A 21,523-nucleotide genomic window follows, 5' to 3' on the forward strand; every position below is an offset into this window, starting at 1 on the left:
GCGCTCGCCGGGCTATCGTGCACCCTCCAGGCGCCACCCGACGACCGACGATGGACCTGCAAGCCGCGTTTATCGATGCGATGCCGTCACCGGCATGGCCGCTTGCGGCGCGGCGCGGCATCCTGGTCGCGTTCGTCGCCACCGACGCGTGGCCGGCCCGGGTGCCGGAAGCCATGGCGCTGCTGTCGGCCGAGGAACGCGGGCGCGTGCAGCGGAAGCGGCGCGACCACGACCGCGAAACCACCGCGCTCGCCTACGCCTGCCATCGCCTGCTGTTGTCGCAGGTGCTGGGATGCCCGCCCGGCGAGGTGCCGCTGGGCCGTGACGGGCTGGGCTGCCCCACGCTGCACGGCGAGAGCATCCGCACCAGCCTCAGCCATGCCGATGGATTGATCGCGCTGGCGGTGGCGGGCAGCGGCCCGGTGGGAGTCGACATCGAGCCGGCGGACCGTGCCGCGGACATGCCGGAGATCGCGGCGCGCGTGTGCCACCCGGATGAACTCGACGCGCTGGCCGGGCTGCCGGAACCCGCCCGCGCGCGCGCGCTGCTGTCGCTGTGGGTGCGCAAGGAAGCGTTGCTCAAGGCCGCGGGGATCGGGATGGCGGTCGGGATGGACGCATTCCGGGCACCCGTCGGCAGGATGCTCGCTTTGCCCGGCGGGATCGCCGGTGCGGCGATGCTGCGGGTGTTCGACGACGGCGACCGCTGCCTCGCGGCGGTCGCCGGCCTGCCGGGCGGGATCGCCAGCGCCTGGCTGTCGCCCCGGTCCTGAACGCCGCGGGCCACTGGCCGCGTCGCGATGCGCTACGCGTTTTCTACTCCGTCAGTGAATGGGCAGCGGGGAAGCATGAACGCCGTCAAGAGAGAAACCGTGGGGATATCCGGTGAGCAGGCGCGCGGCGCAGGGCCGTGGATCGACTTCGACGACGCGGCGTTCGATCCATGGCGGATCATGGCCGTCAGCCACCGCCTGTCCACGCATCCGCTGCTGCAGCCCGATGCGCTGGTGACGCTGGGCGAGCGGCTGGAGGCGCGCGGCAGCATCCGCAGCCATACCAACAATGCCAAGGCCGGGACGCCGTTCAACTCGGCCCAGGAACTGTTCCCCAACCCGAAGTCCGCGGCGGAAACCCTGCGCGCGATCCGCGACGCCAAGGCCTGGACCTCCCTGCTCAACGTGCAGACCGACCCGGTCTACCGCGAGCTCGTCGACGAGGTGCTGGAAGGTGCCCGGCCGCAGGTCGAGCGGCGCGACCCCGGCATGTGCCACCGCGCCGGCTGGATCTTCGTCACTTCGCCCAACACGGTCACGCCGTTCCACTTCGACAAGGAACACAACTTCATCCTGCAGATCCACGGGAAGAAGCGCATCTATGTCTGGGACCACCGCGACCAGGTCGTCGCCAGCGAGCACGCGCGCGACCTGTTCCACCTCAGCCATGAGCGCTACCTGCTGCGCTGGCGCGACGAGTTCCGCGAGCGCGCGCGCATCTTTGACCTGGAACCTGGGCAGGGCGCGTACATGCCGTCGACCAGTCCGCACATGGTCGAGAACGGGGATGAGCCTTCGATCACCGCGAGTTTCACCTACTACACCGATGCCACGCGCCGCGATGCGCGGCTGCACAAGGCGCATGCGCTGATCCGCCGCGCCAGGATCACGCCGCCCGCGGTCGCGCACGATTCCGTGTTCGACACGGCGGTCCACGGCATGCTCTCGCTGCTGGCCAGGCGGTCCGCGCCACCCCGGTTCGCCGAGGTACCGAACTCGTGAGTCGGTCGGCACCCGCGCCGTGCGACGGCATGGAGCTGCTGGACGTGCTGCCGCAGGCGGTTGCCGGTGGCGGCGCGGCTCGCGCGGAATTCGTCTTCGCGCCGGCGCTTGCACATGCCTGGAACGATGCGCTCGCCGACGGCGATCGGGACACGCTGCTCTGCGCCGCGCTGGCGATCGCGGAGTCCCGCCTGACCGGCCTCGATGCAGTGGTCGCCACCCTTGTCGTCGACGGTGGCGTCCGCCAGTCGACGCTCGCGACTCCCGGCGAGGGACAGGTCGCGGACCTGTTGCGGCAGGCCGGCGCGCTTTTCGCGAATGACGCGCCCGCGCCGGTGACCTGGGCGGTGCTGGCCGACGCGGCCGCGCGCGTCGTTGCGGACGATGCGGCGCTGTCGCTGTGGAGCGTCGTGCTGGACGGCGATGCGCCGAAGCTCGTGGCCACGTTCCGCGCGCCGCTGTGCGAACAGGCGGTGCGGCTGGTGGCCGAGGCCGTGTCGCGCGTGCTGGCCGCGCTGCTGGCTGGGCGCGAGGGTTCCACCGCCGACATCGACATCCTCGACCCCGCGCAGCGCAGGAGGCAGCTGCTGGAATGGAACGACACCGCGCGCCCGCGTTCGCTGCGCGACACGGTGCATGGCCGCTTTGCCGCGGTGTGCAACCGCAACCCGGGCGCGCCCGCGGCGGTCGATGCGGCCGGATCGCTCAGCTATGCCGAGCTTGACCGCCGTGCCGCGTCCCTTGCCGCTCGCTTGCGGGCGGCGGGCGTGGTACCCGGCGACGTGGTCGGCATCGCCATGGAGCGCTCGGTGCAGGCCGTGGTCGCGGTGCTGGCTACGCTGAAAGCCGGCGCGGCCTATCTGCCGCTGGACGCCGCCCAGCCCCAGGGTCGGCTGGCCTTCATGCTCGAGGACGCCGCGGCCCGCGTGCTGCTGGTGGATGCCGCGCACCGCGGGACGCTGCCCGGGCATTCGATCCCGCGCGTTGTGGTCGACGACATGCCCGCGTCCGACGACCCGGCAGTGGTCGTGGACGATGGTGGTGTCGACGGCGACGCGCTGGCCTATGTGATGTACACGTCGGGTTCGACCGGAACGCCCAAGGGCGTGGAGATCCGCCACCGCTCGATCCTGCGCCTGGCCTGCGACGGCGGCTTCATCGAGCTCGGCCCCGACACGCGGATGCTGCATGCCGCGCCGCTGGGTTTCGATGCTTCGACGCTGGAGCTGTGGGGCGCGCTGCTCAACGGCGGTTGCGTCGTGGTCCACGACGAAGCGCTGCCCACGGGCGCCGGGCTTGCGGCGACCATCGACCGCCACGGCGTAACCACGGCGTGGCTGACCGCGGCGCTGTTCAACGCGGTGGTCGACGAGGATCCGCGGCAGCTGTCCGGCCTGCGCACGCTGCTCACCGGTGGCGAAGCGCTGTCGGTCGACCACGTCCGGCGCATGCGCGAGGCGGCGCCGGGCGTGGCCCTGCACAACGGCTACGGCCCGACCGAGTGCACCACCTTCACCTGTACCCATCCGGTCCCCGACCGGCTGCCGGACGACGCCACCTCGATCCCGATCGGCCGGCCGATCGCGGACACGCGTGTGTACATCCTCAACGCGCGCCGCGAGCCGGTGCCGGTGGGCGTGATCGGCGAGCTGTACGTGGGCGGCGAGGGCGTGGCGCGCGGCTATCTCGGCCGGCCCGAACTTACCGCGGAGCGTTTCGTGCCCGATCCGTTCGCGGCCGAAGGCGAGCGGCTGTACCGCACCGGCGACCGCGTGCGCTACCTCGGCGATGGCACCATCGAATTCGTCGGCCGCGGCGATCAGCAGGTCAAGATCCGCGGCTACCGCATCGAGCTTGGCGAGATCGAGGCCGCGCTGGCGCGGCACGCCAACGTGGCGTCGTGCGCGGTACTCGCGCGCGCCGATCATCCCGGGGAGAAGCGGCTGGTCGCCTACTACGTGGCGCAGGGCGCGGTGCCGTCGGCGCCGGGGCTGCGCGCGTTCCTGGCCGCGTCGCTGCCGGAGTTCATGCTGCCTGCGCGCTACATGCGCCTCGACGCGTTGCCGGTCACCGGCAACGGCAAGCTCGACCGCCGTGCGCTGCCGGTACCCGATCGCGCGCGTCCGGAGCTGGCGGTGGCGTTCGAGCCGGCTGTCGATGCGCTGGAGCGGACCGTTTCTGAAGCCTGCGCGGAACTGCTGGACATCGACCGTGTCGGCCGCCACGACAATTTCTTCGAACTGGGCGGAAGCTCGCTGCTGGCGACGAAACTGGCCGAACGCATTCGCCACATATCCGGGCACGCAGGCCCACTCGCGGTCACCGCGATCTTCGCCAACCCGACCCCTGCGACGCTGGCCGTGGCCTTGCGCGGCGGGCACGGCGACGGCGCCATCGACGCGACCCGCGTCGCCCGCGGCCGCCGCGAACGCGGCGGCGACGCGGCCGATGAGCCGATTGCGATCGTCGCGATGGCCGGGCGCTTCCCGGGCGCCGCCGACGTCGAGGCGTTCTGGCAGAACCTGTGCGAGGGGCGCGACACGATCACGCACTTCGACGCCGATACCCTCGACCCGGCCGTGACCGCGGCCGAGCGTGCCAACCCGGCCTACGTCCCGGCGCGCGGGGTGATCGACGACGTCGACCAGTTCGATGCCGCCTTCTTCGGCATCGGCCCGCGCGAGGCCGAGCTGATGGATCCGCAGCAGCGCATCTTCCTCGAGCTGTGCTGGGAGTGCCTGGAGCGCGGCGGGCACGCGCCGGGCGAATCGCGCGGCCCGGTCGGCATCTTCGCCGGCATGTACAACGCGACCTATTTCCAGCGCCACGTGACGCGGCATCCGGACCTGATCGACAAGGTCGGCGCGTTCCAGGTGATGCTGGGCAACGAGAAGGACTACATCGCCACGCGCGTGGCCCACAAGCTCAACCTGACCGGGCCGGCGATCAGCGTGCATACCGGCTGTTCGACCTCGCTGGTGGCGATCTGCCAGGCCGTCGACAGCCTGCGCGCCGGCCGTTGCGACATGGCCCTGGCCGGCGGTGCGTCGGTGACCTGCCCGCCCAACAGCGGCTATCTCTACCAGGAGGGTTCGATGCTGTCGCCGGACGGCCGCACGCGCACCTTCGATGCCGGCGCCAAGGGCACGGTGTTCAGCGACGGCGCGGCGGTGGTGCTGCTCAAGCGGCTGTCCGACGCGCTCGTGGACGGGGATGAGGTCGTCGCGCTGATCCGCGGCGGCGCGGTCAACAACGACGGCAGCGACAAGGCCAGCTTCACCGCGCCCAGCAGCGCGGGGCAGGCGGCGCTGGTCGCGATGGCGCACGACGACGCGCGCGTGGACCCGCGCAGCATCGGCTACGTGGAAACGCACGGCACCGCCACGCCGCTCGGCGACCCGATCGAGATCGAAGGGCTGACCAAGGCCTTCCGCCGCGGTACCGACGACGTCGGTTTCTGCCGCATCGGCTCGGTCAAGAGCAACGTTGGCCACCTGGTGATCGCCGCGGGCGCGGCCGGCGTGATCAAGACCGCGCTGTCGCTGCAGCAGCGCTGCATTCCCGCCAGCCTGCATTTCGAGGCGCCGAACCCGGCGATCGACTTCGCCGGCTCCCCGTTCGTGGTCAACAGCGGGATGACTCCATGGCCGGACGGCGCCGCGCCGCGCCGCGCGGGCGTGAGCTCGTTTGGCGTCGGCGGCACCAACGCACACGTTGTGATGGAGCAGGCGCCCGCGCGCGAGGCTTCGGAACCGGCGCAGGGGCCGCAGCTGCTGGTGCTGTCGGCACGCACGCCGGCCGCGCTGGCGCAGGCCGCCACGCGCCTGGGCGAGCATCTCGCCGCGACGCCGGGCATCAACCTGGCCGACGCGGCGTGGACGCTGGCCGTGGGCCGCACCGCGTTCGCCCATCGCCTGGCGCTGGTGGCCGCCGATCCGGCGGACGCGGCCGCGCAGCTGCGCGGGAGCGAAGCCGCGGCGACCGCAGCGCGCGGCAGGCCGGCGCGCGACAGCGACGTGGTGTTCCTGTTCCCCGGGCAGGGCGCCGTCTACGCCGGAATGGGGCGCGAACTGCATGCGACCGAGCCGGTGTTCCGCCAGGCCTTCGACGACTGCATGGACGCGCTGGACGCCGGCGGCGTCGGCGGCATGGGCGGGCAGGCGCTGCGCGAGGCCGTATTCGGCGACGATGCCGATGCGCTGCTGCCGACAGCGGTGATGCAGCCGGCGACGTTCGCGATCGAGTACGCGCTGGCGAGACTGTGGATGCATCTCGGCGTGCAGCCGGTGGCGATGATCGGCCACAGCGTCGGCGAGTTCGTCGCCGCGACCCTGGCCGGCGTGTTCGCGCTGCCCGACGCGATGCGCCTGGTCGCGCGCCGCGGCCAGCTGATGCAGGCGCAACCTGCCGGCGCGATGCTGTCGGTGCGCGCCGGGTTCGAGGCCATCGAACAGCGCCTGCCCCCGGGATTGTCGATGGCGGCGGAGAATTCGCCGGGCAGCTGCGTGGTCGCCGGGCCGCTGGACGCCGTCGCGGCGTTCCAGGCGCAGCTGGAGGGCGAGGGCATCGCCTGCCGCATGCTGCGGACCTCGCATGCCTTCCATTCGGCAATGATGGATCCGGTGGTCGCGCCGTTCCGCGCCCAGGTCGAGGCGGTTGCGCGCAACGCGCCGCGCCTGCCGATCATCTCCACGGTCAGCGGCGATCCGCTCGATGCCGAGCGCGCGGTTTCCCCCGATTACTGGGCACGACACCTGCGCGAGCCGGTGCGTTTCGCCACTGCGCTCGGCAACGTGCTCGACGGCTCCGCGCGCACGCTGCTGGAGGTCGGCCCGCGCACGACGCTGTGCACGCTCGCCCGCCAGCATCCGCAGGCGCAGAAGCAGCAGGTGGGCGCGGTCGCGACGCTGGCCGATGCGCCGGATCGCGAGATCGCGCTGCTGCGGCTTGCCGGCGGCCAGCTCTGGTGCCAGGGCGTGGCGATCGGGCCGTCGGTCTTCGACAACCGCGTCTCGCGCCGCCGCGTGCGGCTGCCCACCTATCCCTTCGAACGCAAGCGGCATTGGGTCGATGCGGTTGCGGCGGTTCCCACCGTCGCGGCACCCCCCGTGCCCGCGGCGGTCGCGCCGCAGCCGCTCCAGCCACCGCCTTCTCCTTCCACGCAAGCACAACCGGTCGCCGCCATGGATCGCAAACCGCGCCTCATCGCCAAACTCAAGGACCTGTTCGAGGATGTCGCGGGATTCGACCTTGACGACGCCGACACGGGCGCCAACTTCATCGAACTCGGACTCGACAGCCTGATGCTGACCCAGGTCGCGCTGCAGCTGCAGAAGGCGTTCACCTGCAGGATCGGCTTCCGCCAGCTGATGGGCGAATGCTCCTCGCTCGACCGGCTCGCCGCCCGTCTGGACGAGGAGCTCCCGCCGGAGGCGGCGCCCGCGCCGCAGCCGGCGGCCGCTGCCGCGCCGGCCGCGCCGATGGTTGCGCCGGCGATGGCGCTGTCGGCGCAGCCTCCGGCGGGCGGCGACTACGTGCGACAGGTCATCGACCAGCAGATGCAGTTGATGGCGCAGCAGCTCGCACTGCTGTCGAGCGCCGGCGCCCAGACGGCCACGGCACCGGCGCCCGCTACCGCTGCCGCCGCTGCTCCGTCGGTGCAGCCGGCGAGTGATGCCGCGCCGCAGGCGGTGGACGACGAGGAAGCGGCGCTCGCCCATACCACCTATGACGTCAGGAAGGCCTTCGGCGCCATCGCCCGGATCGACAGGTCCGCATCCGGCGAACTGGGCCTGCACCAGCGCCGCAAGCTCGACGCCTTCATCGAGCGCTACGTCGCGCGCACCCGCAAGTCGAAGGACTACACCCAGGCCAACCGGGCCCACATGGCCGACCCGCGGGTGGTCAACGGCTTCAAGCCGCTGCTCAAGGAAATGACCTACCAGATCGTGGTCGAGCGCTCCAAGGGCTCGCACCTGTGGGACCTCGACGGCAACGAGTACGTCGACGCGCTCAACGGCTTCGGCATGAGCCTGTTCGGCTGGCAGCCGGACTTCGTGCTCGACGCGGTGCGCAGGCAGCTGGATCTCGGCTACGAGATCGGCCCGCAGCATCCGCTGGCCGGCGACGTCACCCGGCTGGTGTGCGAAGTCACCGGCCACGACCGCGCGGCGCTGTGCAACACCGGTTCCGAGGCGGTCCTGGGCGCGCTGCGCATCGCGCGCACGGTGACCGGGCGCGAGACCGTCGTGCTGTTCACTGGCGCCTACCACGGCATCGTCGACGAGATGATCGTGCGTGGCACGCGCAAGCTGCGCGCGGTGCCGGCGGCACCGGGCATCCTGCGCAACACGGCCGAGCACGTGCTGGTGCTCGACTACGGCACGCCCGAGGCGATGCAGGTCATCCGCGAGCGCGCGCACGAGATCGCCGCGGTGCTGGTGGAGCCGGTGCAGAGCCGGCGTCCGGACTTCCGCCCGGTCGGGTTCCTGAAGGAGCTGCGCGAGGTCACCCGCGAGGCCGGCGCGCTCCTGGTATTCGACGAGGTCGTGACCGGCTTCCGCGCGCATCCTGCCGGCGCGCAGGGCCTGTTCGGCATCCAGGCCGACCTCGGCACCTACGGCAAGGTCGTCGGCGGCGGTTACCCGATCGGCGTGATCGCCGGCAAGCGCGAGTACATGGACGCGCTGGACGGCGGCCAATGGCAGTTCGGCGACGACTCGGTGCCGACCGTGGGCGTGACCTACTTCGCCGGCACCTTTGTCCGCCACCCGCTGGCGCTGGCCGCGGCCAAGGCGGTGCTCGAGCACGTCAAGGCGCAGGGCGGCCAGATGCAGGAGCGTCTGAACGCCCGGGCCACTACGATGGTGGAGGAGCTCAACGCCTTCTGCGCCGAGGTCGGCGCGCCGGTCGAGGTTCGCCACTTCGCCTCGGTGTGGAAGACCTTCTTCCTCGAGGACCACCCGCTGCAGGACCTGCTGTTCGCGATGATGCGCAGTCGCGGCGTGCACATCCTCGACAACTTCCCGTGCTTCCTGACCACGGCGCACAGCGAGGCCGATTTCGGGAAGATCATCCAGGCGTTCACGGGTTCGATCACCGAACTGCAGGAGTCCGGGTTCCTGCCGCGTCGCGTCGCCACCACGCATACGGTGATGGATCCGGCGCGGCCGGCGGTGCCCGGCGCGCGCCTCGGCCGCGACCCCGACGGTCGCCCTGCCTGGTTCGTGCCCAATCCCGATGCCCCCGGCAAGTTCCTCAAGGTAGGTTGACGATGTCCGCAGTCAAGCCAGTCCCCGATGCGGGAGCCGCGGTCGAATACGATCCGTTCGCCGAAGGCGCAGTCGCGCGCGTGGTGCCCACCACCGAGCCGCAGCGCGAGATCTGGCTGGCCGACCAGCTCGGCAGGGACGCCTCGCTGGCGTTCAACGAGTCGGTGACGATGCGGCTCAAGGGCCGCCTGGACGCCGCCGCGCTGCACGGCGCGTTGCAGGACCTGCTCGACGGGCATGGCGCCCTGCGTGGCAATCTCGGGCCGGAGGGCGACACCCTGTGCGTGCTCGATTGCGTGGAGCTGGCGCTGCCGACGTTCGACTATTCGAAGCTGGACGATGCCGCGCGCGAAGCAGCCGTCGCCGAGCGCCTGCGGCTGGCGGTGGAAACCCGGTTCGCGCTGCAGCACGACCGCCTGTTCCGCGCCGAACTGCTGCGCCTGGGCGACGATGACCACCTGCTCGTGCTCACGGCACACCACATCGTCTGCGACGGCTGGTCGTGGTGGGTGCTGACGCGCGAGCTGGCCGCGCTGTACGCAGCGCGGCTGGGCACGCCGTCCGAACTGCCGCCGGCGGATGACTTCGCCGATTACGCGCTGGCCGAGGCCACGCGCCATGCCAATGCCGCCTTCGCGGAGGACGAGGCCTACTGGCTGTCGCGCTTCGCCGGCGAAACGCCGGTACTCGACCTGCCCACCGACCGGCCGCGCCCCGCGCGCCGCGGCTTCGCGTCCGCGCGCGAGGACTACGTGCTCGATGGCGAGGTGGTCGCAGCGATCAGGAAGATGGGCGCGCGCCGTGGCGTGAGCCTGTTCGCGACCCTGCTGGCCAGTTTCGCCGCGCTGCTGTCCCGGCTGTCGAGCCAGTCGCAGGTCGTGGTCGGAATCCCCGCCGCGGGCCAGTCCGTTGACGGGCACGATCACCTGGTCGGGCACTGCGTCAACACGCTGCCGCTGCTGTTCGACCTTGATCCCGCGCAGCCGGTGGCCGCGGCCATCGACGCTGCGCAGGCGACCCTGCTCGATGCGCTCGACCACCAGCGCTATACCTTCGGCACGCTGTTGCGCAAGCTCAAGGTCGCCCGCGATCCGTCGCGGCTGCCGTTGATCAGCGTGATGTTCAACATCGACCAGGCGCTGGGTCGCGAACACGCCGCGTTTCCAGGCCTGGAGATGGACTTCGCCAGCAACGCGCGCACGTTCGAAAACTTCGAGCTGTTCATCAACGCGGTCCAGGTGGGGGACGGGCTGCGCCTCGAGTGCCAGTACAGCCGCGACCTGTTCGATACCGCCACCATCCGCCACTGGATGGCGTACTGGCGCACGATGCTCGAGGCGATGGTCGAGGACGATTCGCGGGCACTCGGGCAGCTGCCGCTGCTGGCCGAGACCGAGCGCCGGCTGGTGCTGGAGAAGTTCAACGACACCCAGGTCGACTATCCGCGTGACTGCTGCATCCAGGAACTGATCGAGCAGCAGGTGCGGCGCACGCCCGACGCGATCGCGGTCGAGCACCAGGGCGCGTGCCTGCGCTTCGATGAGCTCAACGCGGCGGCCAATCGCCTGGCGCACCATCTGCGCAGCATCGGCGTGAAACCCGATGACCGTGTCGCGGTGTGCGTCGACCGCAGCCTGGACATGGTGGTGGGCCTGCTGGCGGTGCTCAAGAGCGGTGCCGCTTACGTGCCGCTGGACCCGGCCTATCCCGCCGATCGCCTCGCCTACATGCTCGGCGATTGCCGGCCATCGGTGCTGCTGACCCGGCAGGCGCTGGCAGGGACGCTGGCGGGCATCGCCCCGTCACTGCCGCGGCTGGTGCTCGATGCCGCGGAGCCCGAGTGGGCGGGGCAGCCAGGCACCGATCCCGCGCCCGTTGCGCTCGCGACCAACCTCGCCTACGTGATCTACACCTCCGGTTCGACCGGCATGCCCAAGGGCGCGATGAACGAACATCGCGGCGTGGTCAATCGGCTGCTGTGGATGCGCGACGAGTACCGCATCGGCCCTGGCGACACGGTGCTGCAGAAGACTCCCTTCAGCTTCGACGTTTCGGTGTGGGAGTTCTTCCTGCCACTGCTGTCGGGCGCGCGCCTGGTGATGGCGCGGCCGGACGGCCACAAGGATCCGGCCTACCTGGCCGACACCGTGCAGGCGCGTGGCGTGACCACGATGCATTTCGTGCCATCGATGCTGCATGCGTTCCTCGAGCATCCCGGCGTGGGTCGCGCCTGCGCGGGCCTGCGACGGGTGATCTGCAGCGGCGAGGCACTGCCTGCATCGCTGGTGGAGGCATTCGGGCGCGAACTGCCGGGCGTCGAACTGCACAACCTGTATGGGCCGACCGAGGCGGCGGTGGATGTCACCGCGTGGGCGTGCAGTGCCGGCGCCAGAGCGGCCAGCGTGCCGATCGGGCATCCGATAGCCAACACCCGCATCTACATCCTCGATGCGTCCGGCCAGCCGGTGCCGATCGGCGTGTCCGGCGAGATCTTCATCGGCGGTGTGCAGGTCGGCCGCGGTTACCTCAACCGCGACGCGCTCACCGCCGAGCGCTTCCTGCCCGATCCCTTCGTGCGAGAACCGGATGCGCGCATGTACAGGACCGGTGACCTCGGGCGCTGGCGTGCCGACGGCAACATCGAATACCTGGGCCGCAACGATTTCCAGGTGAAGCTGCGCGGTTTCCGGATCGAGCTGGGCGAGATCGAGAGCAATCTGGCGGCGCATGAATCGGTCGCCCAGGCGGTGGTCATCGCCCGCGAGGATCGGCCCGGCGACGTCCGGCTGGTGGCCTACGTGGTCGCCAGACCGGGTGCCCAGGCCGATCCGGCCCGGCTGGCGGCGCATCTGAAAAGGGTGTTGCCCGACTACATGGTGCCGCAGCACTTCATCGCGATGGACGCGATTCCGCTGTCGCCGAACGGCAAGGCCGAGCGCAAGTCGCTGCCGGCGCCCGACCTGGCGGCGCGCGTCGCCAGCGACCTGGTGCCGCCCCGCAACGAGACCGAGCGTGCGATCGCCGAGGCGATGTCGCACGTGCTCGGCGTGCCGGACATCGGCGTGCATGACGACTTCTTCGCGCTCGGCGGCCATTCGCTGCTGGCCGCGCAGCTGACCACGCGACTGAACCGCGACCTCGGCGCGGCGCTGTCGCTGCGTTCGGTGTTCGATTGCCCCACGGTGGCCAGGCTGGCGGAGGTCGTCGAGCAGGAAGCAGGAGAAGCGACGCCGCGCCCGCGGATCGTGCGACGCGAGGACCAGAGTCGCGCACCGCTGTCGCTGGTGCAGGAGCGGCTGCGGATGCTGGAGGCATTCAATCCCGGCATCCTGTCCTACAACACGCCTTCCGGACACCGCCTGCGTGGCCCGCTCGACGTGGCCCTGCTGGACCGCGCGTTCCGCGAAGTCGCGCAGCGGCAGACCGTGCTGCGCACCACGATCGCCACCGAGGGTGGCGAGCCGGTCCAGGTCATCCACGATGAGATCGATCCGGGCCTGCTGCAGGTGCAGGACCTGAGCACGGTGCCGGAGGATGAGCGAGAAGCCGAAGTCGCGCGCCGCATGCAGGTGATGGTGGAGACGCCCTTCGAGGACCTGTCGCGGCCGCCGCTGTTCCGGGCGCAGCTGTTCAAGCTTGCCGAACACGAGCACGCCCTGTTCTTCATGCCGCACCACATCATCTGGGACGGCTGGTCGTTCGACCTGTTGTACTCCGACATCGCCGAGAGCTACGCGGCGCTGGTCGAGGGACGGGCGCCACGGCTCCCGGAACTGCCGGTGACCTACGGCGACTACGCGGCCTGGCACAACGAATGGGTCAAGGGCCCGGAGTACGCGAAGCAACTGGTGTCCTGGCGCGAGCGGCTGGGTGCACCCAACTCGCAGGGCGGCCGGCCGCAGGCCCTGCCAACGGACAAGCCGCGCAAGCGCGGAATGTCGGGCAACAGTGCGTCGTGCAAGGTCCTGGTCCCGGGAGACCTCACCGCGGCCCTGCATGCCCGCAGCCGCGACATGGACGTGACCCTGTTCGTGACCCTGCTGAGCGCGTACGCGCTGCTGCTTGCCGACCATGCCGGCCAGCGCGACATGGTGATCGGTACCCCCGTGCGGGGGCGCAACTCGTCGGAAGTCGAGGGCCTGATGGGCTATTTCACCAACCTGTTGCCGCTGCGCATGGAGATCGACCCGGCGCGGCCGTTCACCGAGCTGGTGCGCAAGGTACGCGACGTGGTGCTGGACAGTTTTTCCGCGCCCGACATCCGGCTCGAGGACCTGACCCGCGAGCTGAGCCTGCGCAGCGAGGGCGGCGGCACGATGCTGTACCAGGCGCTGTTCTCGTTCCAGGACATCCGCCAGCGCGTGGTGCGCTGGGGCGACCTCGACCACAGCCGCATCGAGGTCTTCCAGCCCGGTGCGACCGAGGACCTGGGCCTGTGGTTCGTCGAGGATGGCGGCGGGATGGCCGGCGGGCTGATCTACAACTCCGACATCCTGTTCGAACAGAGCATCCTCCGGCTGCGCGCGTGCTACATGGCGCTGCTGCGCGCCATCGCCGACGACCCCGCGCGCAGCGTCGGGGCGCTCGCGGGCCTGGCCACGCGCGACGCCGGCGGGCTGGCGTAGCAGAACCGAACGGAATCCGCCTGAATCCGACGCCGACGGGGACTGCGTTACGCGGGCCTGGCGCGGATCCGGCCGCTCACCACCGCAATCGACGTTGGAATGATTGCCGCTTCAACGGGGGGAGAACTCCATGCAAGACAACACCGCGACCAGTGTCCAGCCCCCGGCCGCCGGGTCCCGCGAGTCCTATCTGGTCGGGATCTGGTCGGAGCTGCTGGACATTGACGTGCAACCGTCGGACAACTTCTTCGACATCGGTGGAAATTCAATGCTCGCCATACAGATGTCGGAACGCGTTTCGAAGGAGACCGGCGTGCGCATCAAGCTGATGCAGCTCGCGGTGCAGAGCCTGGGCGAAATTGCTGCCGACCTGCCGGACGACGTGGCGCCGGGTGCGCGCAGCTCCGGCGGCCGCCTGGTAGGGCGCGTCAAACGTTTGTTCGGCTCTGCGTCGGCACGAGGCTGACCGGCCGCTGTCGCCACTTCCGTTGTGCCGGGAAGCCGGGAGCTTCCGCCGCCACTCTCATGAGCATGCAGCCTTTCCACTTTTTCGCGCAGGAGCGAAGGTTGTTCGGCGTGCTGCATCCCGCAGTGGGCACGCCGCGCGCCCTGGTGCTGATGTGTCCGCCGCTGCTGCACGAGCACGCGCGCAGCCATCGCTTCTTCTCGCAGATGGCCGATCGGCTGGCGGCCGACGGCGTCGCCTGCCTGCGCTTCGACTACCACGGAACCGGCGACGCCGAAGGTGACGACGCCGACTTCAGCCCGGACCTGGCGCTTGCGGACATCGCCTGCGCTGCCGCCGAGCTGCGCCGGCGCGCCGGCGACCATCCGCTGGTCCTGATGGGAATCCGCGCGTCCGCGCCACTGGCATTCCATGCCGCCAATCCCGCCCGGGCCGATGCGCTGTGGCTCTGGCTGCCGGTGGTGGACGGTTGTGCCCACGTGCAATCGCTGGAAGCCCAGGACCTCGCTGCGCGGACCGATCCACGCCGCTATCCGCTGCGCGCACTGCCGGTGCCGGCCGAACGCGACGAGCTGGTCGGGTTCCGCACCTCGGCGGGGTTTCGCAGGGAGCTCGCCTCGCGCTGCGTGGTGGCGGGCGGTACGCGATTGCCGGTGGCGGTCGTGACAGGCCCGGGCACCATGCCGGTGGCCTTTGCCGACGGCACCCATCATGTGTTGCCGGACGTCGCTTCCGACTGGGTCGACGAACTCGACCTGCGCAGCGTCATCCACCTTCGCGACGCCGAGCCGGTGGTGCAGGCGCTGCTGCTCGACCTGCCGCAGCGCCGCCGGACGGTGGCTCATGGATGAAGTGATCGACATCCCGGGGTTCGGCTACGGGATACTCACCCCCGCCAGGCGTCGGGCGACGCCGGTGACCCTGGTCCTGCTCAACGCGGGCCTGACGCATCGGGTCGGGCCGTTCCGCGGTTACGTTGCGATCGCCCGATACCTTGCCACGCGTGGCGTGGATGTCTTCCGCTTCGACCTGCCGCGGGTCGGCGACGGGCCTGCGGCGGGGGTGTCGGTCAATGCAATGGTGGCGGCGGCATTGGATGCGCTGGAGCGGGAGGTCGGTTCCAGGTGTTTTGTCATCGGCGGCATCTGCAGTGCGGCCGACATGGCCTGGCACATCGCGCAGGACGATCCACGAATCGCGGGCGTCTGGCTGCTTGACGGGTTCGCCCATCGGGGCCGGTGGTTCCGCCTTGCGCGCGTACGAAAGGCACTGCGTCGACCGCCGTGGCAATGGCCGGGATTGGCCTGGCGGCTGCTCCGCGGCCTGCGTCCGGAAGAAGGGGTGTACGCGGCAGATATCGCCGTCATTCGCGATTGGCCCGAGCCGAAGGCATTCCGACGGCAATCCACCGACCTGCTCTCGCGCGGTGTGCGTATCCTGGCGATGTACACGGGTGGGGTGTCGAAGTACATGCTGGATCGCCGCCAGCTTGACGACACCTTCGGCAAATCCTGCCGGCATGCGGGCCTGACGACCACGTACTGGCCAGCGTTCGACCACACCCTTATGTCGCCCGCCGATCGCGATCACGTGCTGTCGAGCCTCGGCGACTGGTGCGAGCAGTTCACGCGACCCGCGGCGACGGCTTGATCAGCGCCGAAATAGTGTGACGAAGTTCAAGGAATGGTGCGTCGTTTTGCCCGCGCTGGCCCGCGGGATGTGGGGAAATGGCCTGAGAATCAACGAGATGCCGAGGCCTGCCGGCTGACCCGATCGCCACCGGCCTGTGCCGTCCCCCAGGCACCGTCCACGCACCCGGGTCGGGCGGAGGTGGGACCTTCTTCAGGGCGCACCATGTGGTGCACGAACGCCAGCGGCCCGCCGCTGGCGTTCGTGTTTTACGCGGATGGTTCCGGGTTTGCGCCGATGAATGCCAGCTTTTCCAGCTGGGACAACTGTGATCGCGGTCGCTTTCGTGCGTGGGCGTCGCGGCTAATCTGCGCCGGCTGTAACCATCCACGCACGGCGAACAGGGGCGCTGTTGCATACCCGGAGTCACCCATGCGTTCGAGCTTACGTTTACCAATCCTGCGCCCGTTACCGGGCTTACCCGCCACCACCGTCATCTCCAACCCGCAACACTCCGCAACAGATTCCACCCGGCCGCATAGCGCGCCTTCCTCGTCCAAGCGGCACCGCGGCCTCGCCGCCCTCGCCGCGACCCCACTCCTGCTGGCCTTCGTGGCCGCCCCGGCCAACGCCGCCGAGTGGTTCGTCTCCCCCACCGGCAACGACAGCAGCGGCAATGGCAGCATCGGCTCGCCGTTCCGCACCGTGAAGCGCGTGCTCTCCACCACCAATGGCGTGGTGTCGGCGGGCGACACCGTCACGCTGCGCGGTGGCGCCACCTACAACGAGTGCGACGTCCGCCTGCGCAAGCCGCTGACGCTGCGTTCCTATCCCGGCGAGCGCGCGCACATCCATTGCGACGTGAACACCCCCGACAGCGTCACCATCCAGATCGATCCGGGTGCCTCGGGCAGCCGCCTCAGCAACCTCGAGATCAGTGGCGGGCGCTATTACGCCGTGATGCTGCAGACCAGCTGGTACCAGGGCGGCCCGTCCAGCAACAAGGGCGCCGAGAACGTGGTGCTTGAAGACCTGCTGATCCGCGATACCGGCCGTGACGGCATCAAGGTCACCCCGAAGTCGAACAACGCGACCATCCGTCGCGTCGAGATCCGCAACACCGGCAAGATGTACCCGGCCGGCACGTCGCCGGATGCGATGAACGCCGACGGCATCGACAACGTCAATGGCTCCGGCATGCTGGTCGAGGACAGCTACATCCACGACATCGCCACCACCGGCCTGTACTTCAAGGGCGGAGCGGCGGACGTGGTGGTGCAGCGCAACCGCATCGAGAACACCGGCATGGCGGGCATCCTGGTGGGCTTCGACACCAGCACCGAGTTCTTCGACCTGCAGCTCAATCCGCAGTACTACGAGTCGATCCGCGGCACGGTGCGCAACAACGTCGTCCGCAACACGCAGTACGCGGGTATCGGCCTCTATGCGGCCAAGGATGCGCTGGTCGCCAACAACACCATCGTCAACGCGGCGCGCAAGGGCCACGGCGCCCTGTACTTCGGCGTGCCGTTCCAGGACTGGGACCCGTTGGCGGGCCGTCCGGCGAGCGTCAACCCGAAGCTGGTCAACAACCTCGTGATCCAGGACGGCGGAAACTGCATCGATATCCGCTACAGCGGTGAACTTGGCGGGCTTTCCGGCCTCAGCGGTTCGGCCAACTCGAACTACAACGGCTTCCACAACGCGAGCTGCACGTTCCGCGATTCGCGTCCCGGCAGTGGCCTGACCACGGCCGGCACGTTGGGACAGTGGCGGTCGGCCACCGGCCAGGACGCGAACAGCAAGCTGGCCGCGTTCTCGGTCAACGCCACCGGCCACATCGCCGCGGGCAGCCCGGCCATCGGCGGCGGCATTCCGTTGTCCCAGGTGGTGCACGACATCGACATGCACGTCCGTGGCACCAGCAATGACATCGGTGCCGATCAGCTCGCCGGCGGCACGACCCCGCCGCCGACGACCAATCCGCCGCGTCGTAACCGGCTGAAGACGCCGACGGCCACCCTGCCGCCGGTGGCGACGCCGCCGCGCCCGCGGCTCCGTGGTCCGGTCGATACCGGTACGCCTCCGGCGCGCACCCCGGCGCGTCCCGGCATCAGCAACCCGACGCTCACCACGAGCGCACCGGCCGAGGCAGCGTCCGACGTGGTGATCACGTCGCCGGCCGCCGCCGCATGGAAGACGGTGGGCAGCTGGATCGACGGCGCGAAGCAGAAGCTCTCCGCCGACTGAGTGTCACCTGGCTGCCGCCCGTCCCGGGCGGCAGCCAGGCCCCGGCCCCGTCGACCACACCCCACGCGGCCTGCCGCGTTTTTTTTTTGGCCGGTTTGCAGCGTGATCGGAGTTTTTCTGGATGGGCACCGCCATGCGGCGCCCATGTCCAGTGGCCGCGATCGCTCACGGGGGTCGGCATGTTGTCGTTCAGATGCAATGGGTTGGTCCCGTGATCGGGGCCTTCGGCGGGCGTGCCCAGCGCCTCGTGCGCATCCAGTGGCTGCTCGAGTCGCTGGCCCTGCTGCTCGCCTCGGTGGCGGCGATCTGCCTGCGGTTTTCCGATGATCCCGATGGCCGCAGCCTGCACCTGGCCATGGTGCCCTTTCCCGCGATCCTGGTACCGATGTACGTCACCATGGCGATGGCGGCATTCGGGCTCTACCAGTCCCACGTGCGCCACAACCCCTCGGAACTGCTGCTGCGCATGGTGCTGGCGTTCGCCTTCGGTGGTGTCGGGCTGCTGGTGACCTACTACGTGCTGCCGCAGACCTACATGGGACGCGGCCTGCTCTCGATCAACCTCGCGCTCGGGTTCGTGGCGGTTGCCGCCCTGCGCTGGGGCGCGCGCAGCCTGACGGGCGGCGCTGCCTACAAGCGCCGCGTGCTTGTCTACGGTGCCGGCGAGCAAGCCGACCTGATCAACCGCCGCATGCGCCGCCGGGCCGACCGGCAGGCATTCTGCGTGGTCGGATTCGTGCCGGCCCCCGGCCAGCGGGTCGTGGTGGCCGCCGACCTCCTCGTGCGCAGCCCGCTCGACCTGGTTTCCCTGACCCGCGAGTTGAGCGTGCAGGAGATCGTCCTGGCCCCGGACGAGCGTCGCGGCGGCCTGCCGATGGATGACATCCTGGCCTGCGCACAGCGTGGCATCTCCGTGGTCAACATCCCGATGTTCTTCGAGCGCGAGGCGGGCATGATCAAGCTCGAGGCGGCCGATCCGTCTTCGCTGGTGTTCTCCGGCGGCTTCGACCATTCACTGATGCGACGCCTGAGCAAGCGCTGCTTCGACCTCGCCGCTGCGACGGCGCTGCTGCTGGTGGCGTGGCCGGCCATGCTGCTGGTCGCGCTGGCCGTGCGCATCGAAGGCGACGGGCCCGTGCTCTACCGGCAGGTGCGGGTGGGCGAGGGCGGGCGCAGCTTCGAGCTGGCCAAGTTCCGCAGCATGCGCGCCGACGCCGAAGGCGATGGCGTCGCGCGATGGGCGAGCCGTGACGACAACCGCACCACGCGCGTGGGGCGCTTCATCCGCAAGACCCGCCTGGACGAACTGCCCCAGCTGTTCAACGTGCTTGCAGGCGACATGAGCTTTGTCGGCCCGCGGCCGGAGCGGCCGCAGTTCGTGCAGCAGCTCAACGGCGAGATCCGCTACTACAACGTGCGCCACTCCGTGAAACCCGGGCTCACCGGCTGGGCGCAATTGCGCTATCCGTACGGCGCATCGGTCAGCGATGCCCACGAGAAGCTCAAGTTCGACCTCTTCTACGTCAAGAACCAGGGACTCGTGTTCGATTTCATGATCCTGCTGCAGACCGTGGAAGTCGTGCTGTTCCGGCGCGGTGCGCGCTAGACCGGCCGCATGCGGCCGCGGATTCCGTTAACTGATCAGACCCTCGAACGGATGATCCAGTGAGCCAGCACGAAACGCGCATCCGCGCATTCATCGATGAGAACTTCCCCCCGGCGGGTCCCGGCGGGCCGCCCGCGGCCGAGCTGAGCCTGCTTGAATCGGGCGTCATCGATTCCATGGGCGTGCTGCTGCTCGTCACCTGGCTGGAGCAGGAGTTCGGCTTCATCGTCGACGACGATGAAGTGCTGCCGGAAAACCTCGACAGCATCGCCGCCATCGATGCCTTCGTCGCGCGCAAGCTCCAGGAGATGGAGCTGGCGGAGTGACGGCACGTTGCGAGCGCTGGCTGGCGCGGGCGGCCGCGCACCAGCCCGGGAAGTCGGCGATCGTCCGCGGCGACCGCCGCGTCGACTACGCCGAGCTCCACGCCGAGAGTGAACGCTTCGCCGCCGCGCTTGCACAACACGTCGGCCTGGAGGACGGCGAGCGCTGCGTGGTGTTCATGGACAACTCGGTCGAAGCCGCGGTCGGCGTTTTCGGCACCCTGCGCGCCGGCGGCGTGTTCTCGGTGATCAATCCCACCACCAAGGCCGACAAGCTGGCGTTCGTGCTCGCGGATTGCGGTGCGACGGTCCTGCTGACCCAGGCCAGCCTGTTGCCGGTCGCCCAGTCGGCGGCGGCGCGAGCGCCCAGCGTTCGCTGCATCGTGGTGGTCGATGCCGATGGCGATGGCGTTGATGGCGCGGCCATCGGGTACCGGCGCTTCCTCGCCGCGTCCGACCCGGCCTGCCTGCCGCCACAGGTCGGCATCGATACCGACCTGGCGATGCTGGTCTACACATCGGGGTCGACCGGCAATCCCAAGGGCGTGATGATGACGCACGCCAACGTGCGCTTCGCGGCCACGTCGATCACCACCTACCTGCAGGCCAGCCGCGACGACGTCGTGCTCAGCGTGCTTCCCCTGGCGTTCGATTACGGCCTGTACCAGTTGCTGATGTGCGTGAAGCTGGGCGCCACCCTCGTGCTGGAGACGTCCTTCGCGTTTCCGCAGAAGGTGCTGCCGCTGCTGGCCAGCGAGCGCGTGACCGCGTTCCCGCTCGTGCCGACGATGGCGGCGCTGATCGTGCAGCTGCGCAACTTCGACCCGGCCTGGGCCGCCAGCGTGCGCTATCTCACCAACACTGCCGCTGCGCTGCCGCCCGCGCACATCCGCAGGTTGCAGGACCTGTTCCCGGCCGCGCGGGTGTATTCGATGTATGGGATGACCGAATCCAAGCGCTGCACCTGGCTGCCGCCGGAGGAGCTTGCGCGACGCCCGGAGAGCGTCGGCATCGCCATCCCCGGCACGCAGGCCTGGGTGGCCGACGATGCCGGGCGACCGCTGCCTGCGGGCGAGGTCGGCGAACTGGTGGTGCGCGGTGGCCACGTGATGCAGGGCTACTGGAACAATGCCGAAGCCACCGCGCGCGCGCTGCGCCCCGGCCGCTACCCCTGGGAGCGGGTGCTGCACACCGGTGACCTGTTCCGCATGGATGCCGAGGGGTTCCTGTACTTCGTCGGCCGCAAGGACGACATCCTCAAGTCGCGTGGCGAGAAGGTCAGCCCCAAGGAAGTCGAGAACGTGCTGTATGCGATGCACGGCGTGCGCGAGGCCGCACTGGTGGGTGTTCCCGATCCGGTGCTCGGCCATGCGCTGAAGGCGCTGCTGGTGGTCGACGATCCCGGCCTGGACGCGCGCGCGGTTATCGCGCACTGCCGCGCCCACCTCGAGGAGTTCATGGTGCCGCGCACGGTGGAGTTCCGCGAATCGCTGCCCAAGACCGGCACCGGCAAGATCCGGCGCAGCGAACTCCAGGCCGAAGCCGAGGGGCGCCAGGCCGCGGAGGCCTGAGCCGCCA

The 21,523-nt window shown here is 69.9% G+C and carries 11 protein-coding genes; all 11 read left to right on the forward strand.

Translation table 11 applies throughout. From position 1 onward, the window contains the following. Window positions 1–50: 50 nt before the first annotated feature. The gene (locus JGR64_RS04850) at window positions 51–773 is read left to right on the forward strand and encodes a 4'-phosphopantetheinyl transferase superfamily protein (protein WP_199375427.1); all 723 of its coding nucleotides are present in this window, start codon (window positions 51–53) and stop codon (window positions 771–773) included. A 75-nt stretch (window positions 774–848) separates the two neighbouring features. After that, window positions 849–1,775, forward strand: coding sequence for a cupin domain-containing protein (locus JGR64_RS04855; protein ID WP_199375428.1), 927 nt, complete (start codon window positions 849–851; stop codon window positions 1,773–1,775). A 29-nt stretch (window positions 1,776–1,804) separates the two neighbouring features. Then, window positions 1,805–9,046: a polyketide synthase gene (locus JGR64_RS04860; RefSeq protein WP_199375429.1), complete on the forward strand. Its 7,242-nt coding sequence runs from the start codon at window positions 1,805–1,807 to the stop codon at window positions 9,044–9,046. 2 nt (window positions 9,047–9,048) lie between these two features. Next, window positions 9,049–13,671: a non-ribosomal peptide synthetase gene (locus JGR64_RS04865; RefSeq protein WP_199375430.1), complete on the forward strand. Its 4,623-nt coding sequence runs from the start codon at window positions 9,049–9,051 to the stop codon at window positions 13,669–13,671. A 130-nt stretch (window positions 13,672–13,801) separates the two neighbouring features. Beyond that, entirely contained in the window at window positions 13,802–14,137 is a 336-nt protein-coding gene (locus JGR64_RS04870) for an acyl carrier protein (RefSeq protein ID WP_199375431.1), read from the forward strand. 110 nt (window positions 14,138–14,247) lie between these two features. Continuing rightward, a complete protein-coding gene (locus JGR64_RS04875; RefSeq protein ID WP_199375432.1) occupies window positions 14,248–14,988 on the forward strand; it encodes an alpha/beta hydrolase in 741 nt (246 codons plus the stop codon). Beyond that, entirely contained in the window at window positions 14,981–15,787 is an 807-nt protein-coding gene (locus JGR64_RS04880) for a hypothetical protein (RefSeq protein WP_199375433.1), read from the forward strand. The genes JGR64_RS04875 and JGR64_RS04880 overlap by 8 nt, the downstream gene beginning before the upstream one ends. A gap of 591 nt (window positions 15,788–16,378) precedes the next feature. Next, on the forward strand, window positions 16,379–18,016 hold the full coding sequence (locus JGR64_RS04885; RefSeq protein ID WP_199375434.1) for a right-handed parallel beta-helix repeat-containing protein: 1,638 nt from the start codon (window positions 16,379–16,381) through the stop codon (window positions 18,014–18,016). Window positions 18,017–18,227: 211 nt separating this feature from the next. Next, window positions 18,228–19,622, forward strand: a complete 1,395-nt coding sequence (locus tag JGR64_RS04890) for a TIGR03013 family XrtA/PEP-CTERM system glycosyltransferase (RefSeq protein WP_234447001.1) — start codon at window positions 18,228–18,230, stop codon at window positions 19,620–19,622. Window positions 19,623–19,681: 59 nt separating this feature from the next. Then, the gene (locus JGR64_RS13860; RefSeq protein ID WP_234447002.1) at window positions 19,682–19,948 is read left to right on the forward strand and encodes a phosphopantetheine-binding protein; all 267 of its coding nucleotides are present in this window, start codon (window positions 19,682–19,684) and stop codon (window positions 19,946–19,948) included. Next, window positions 19,945–21,516: an AMP-binding protein gene (locus JGR64_RS04900; RefSeq protein ID WP_199375436.1), complete on the forward strand. Its 1,572-nt coding sequence runs from the start codon at window positions 19,945–19,947 to the stop codon at window positions 21,514–21,516. The genes JGR64_RS13860 and JGR64_RS04900 overlap by 4 nt, the downstream gene beginning before the upstream one ends. The last annotated feature ends 7 nt before the right edge of the window (window positions 21,517–21,523 follow it).

This window comes from Luteimonas sp. MC1572 (assembly GCF_016615815.1).
In the GTDB taxonomy this organism is placed as follows: Bacteria; Pseudomonadota; Gammaproteobacteria; order Xanthomonadales; family Xanthomonadaceae; genus Luteimonas.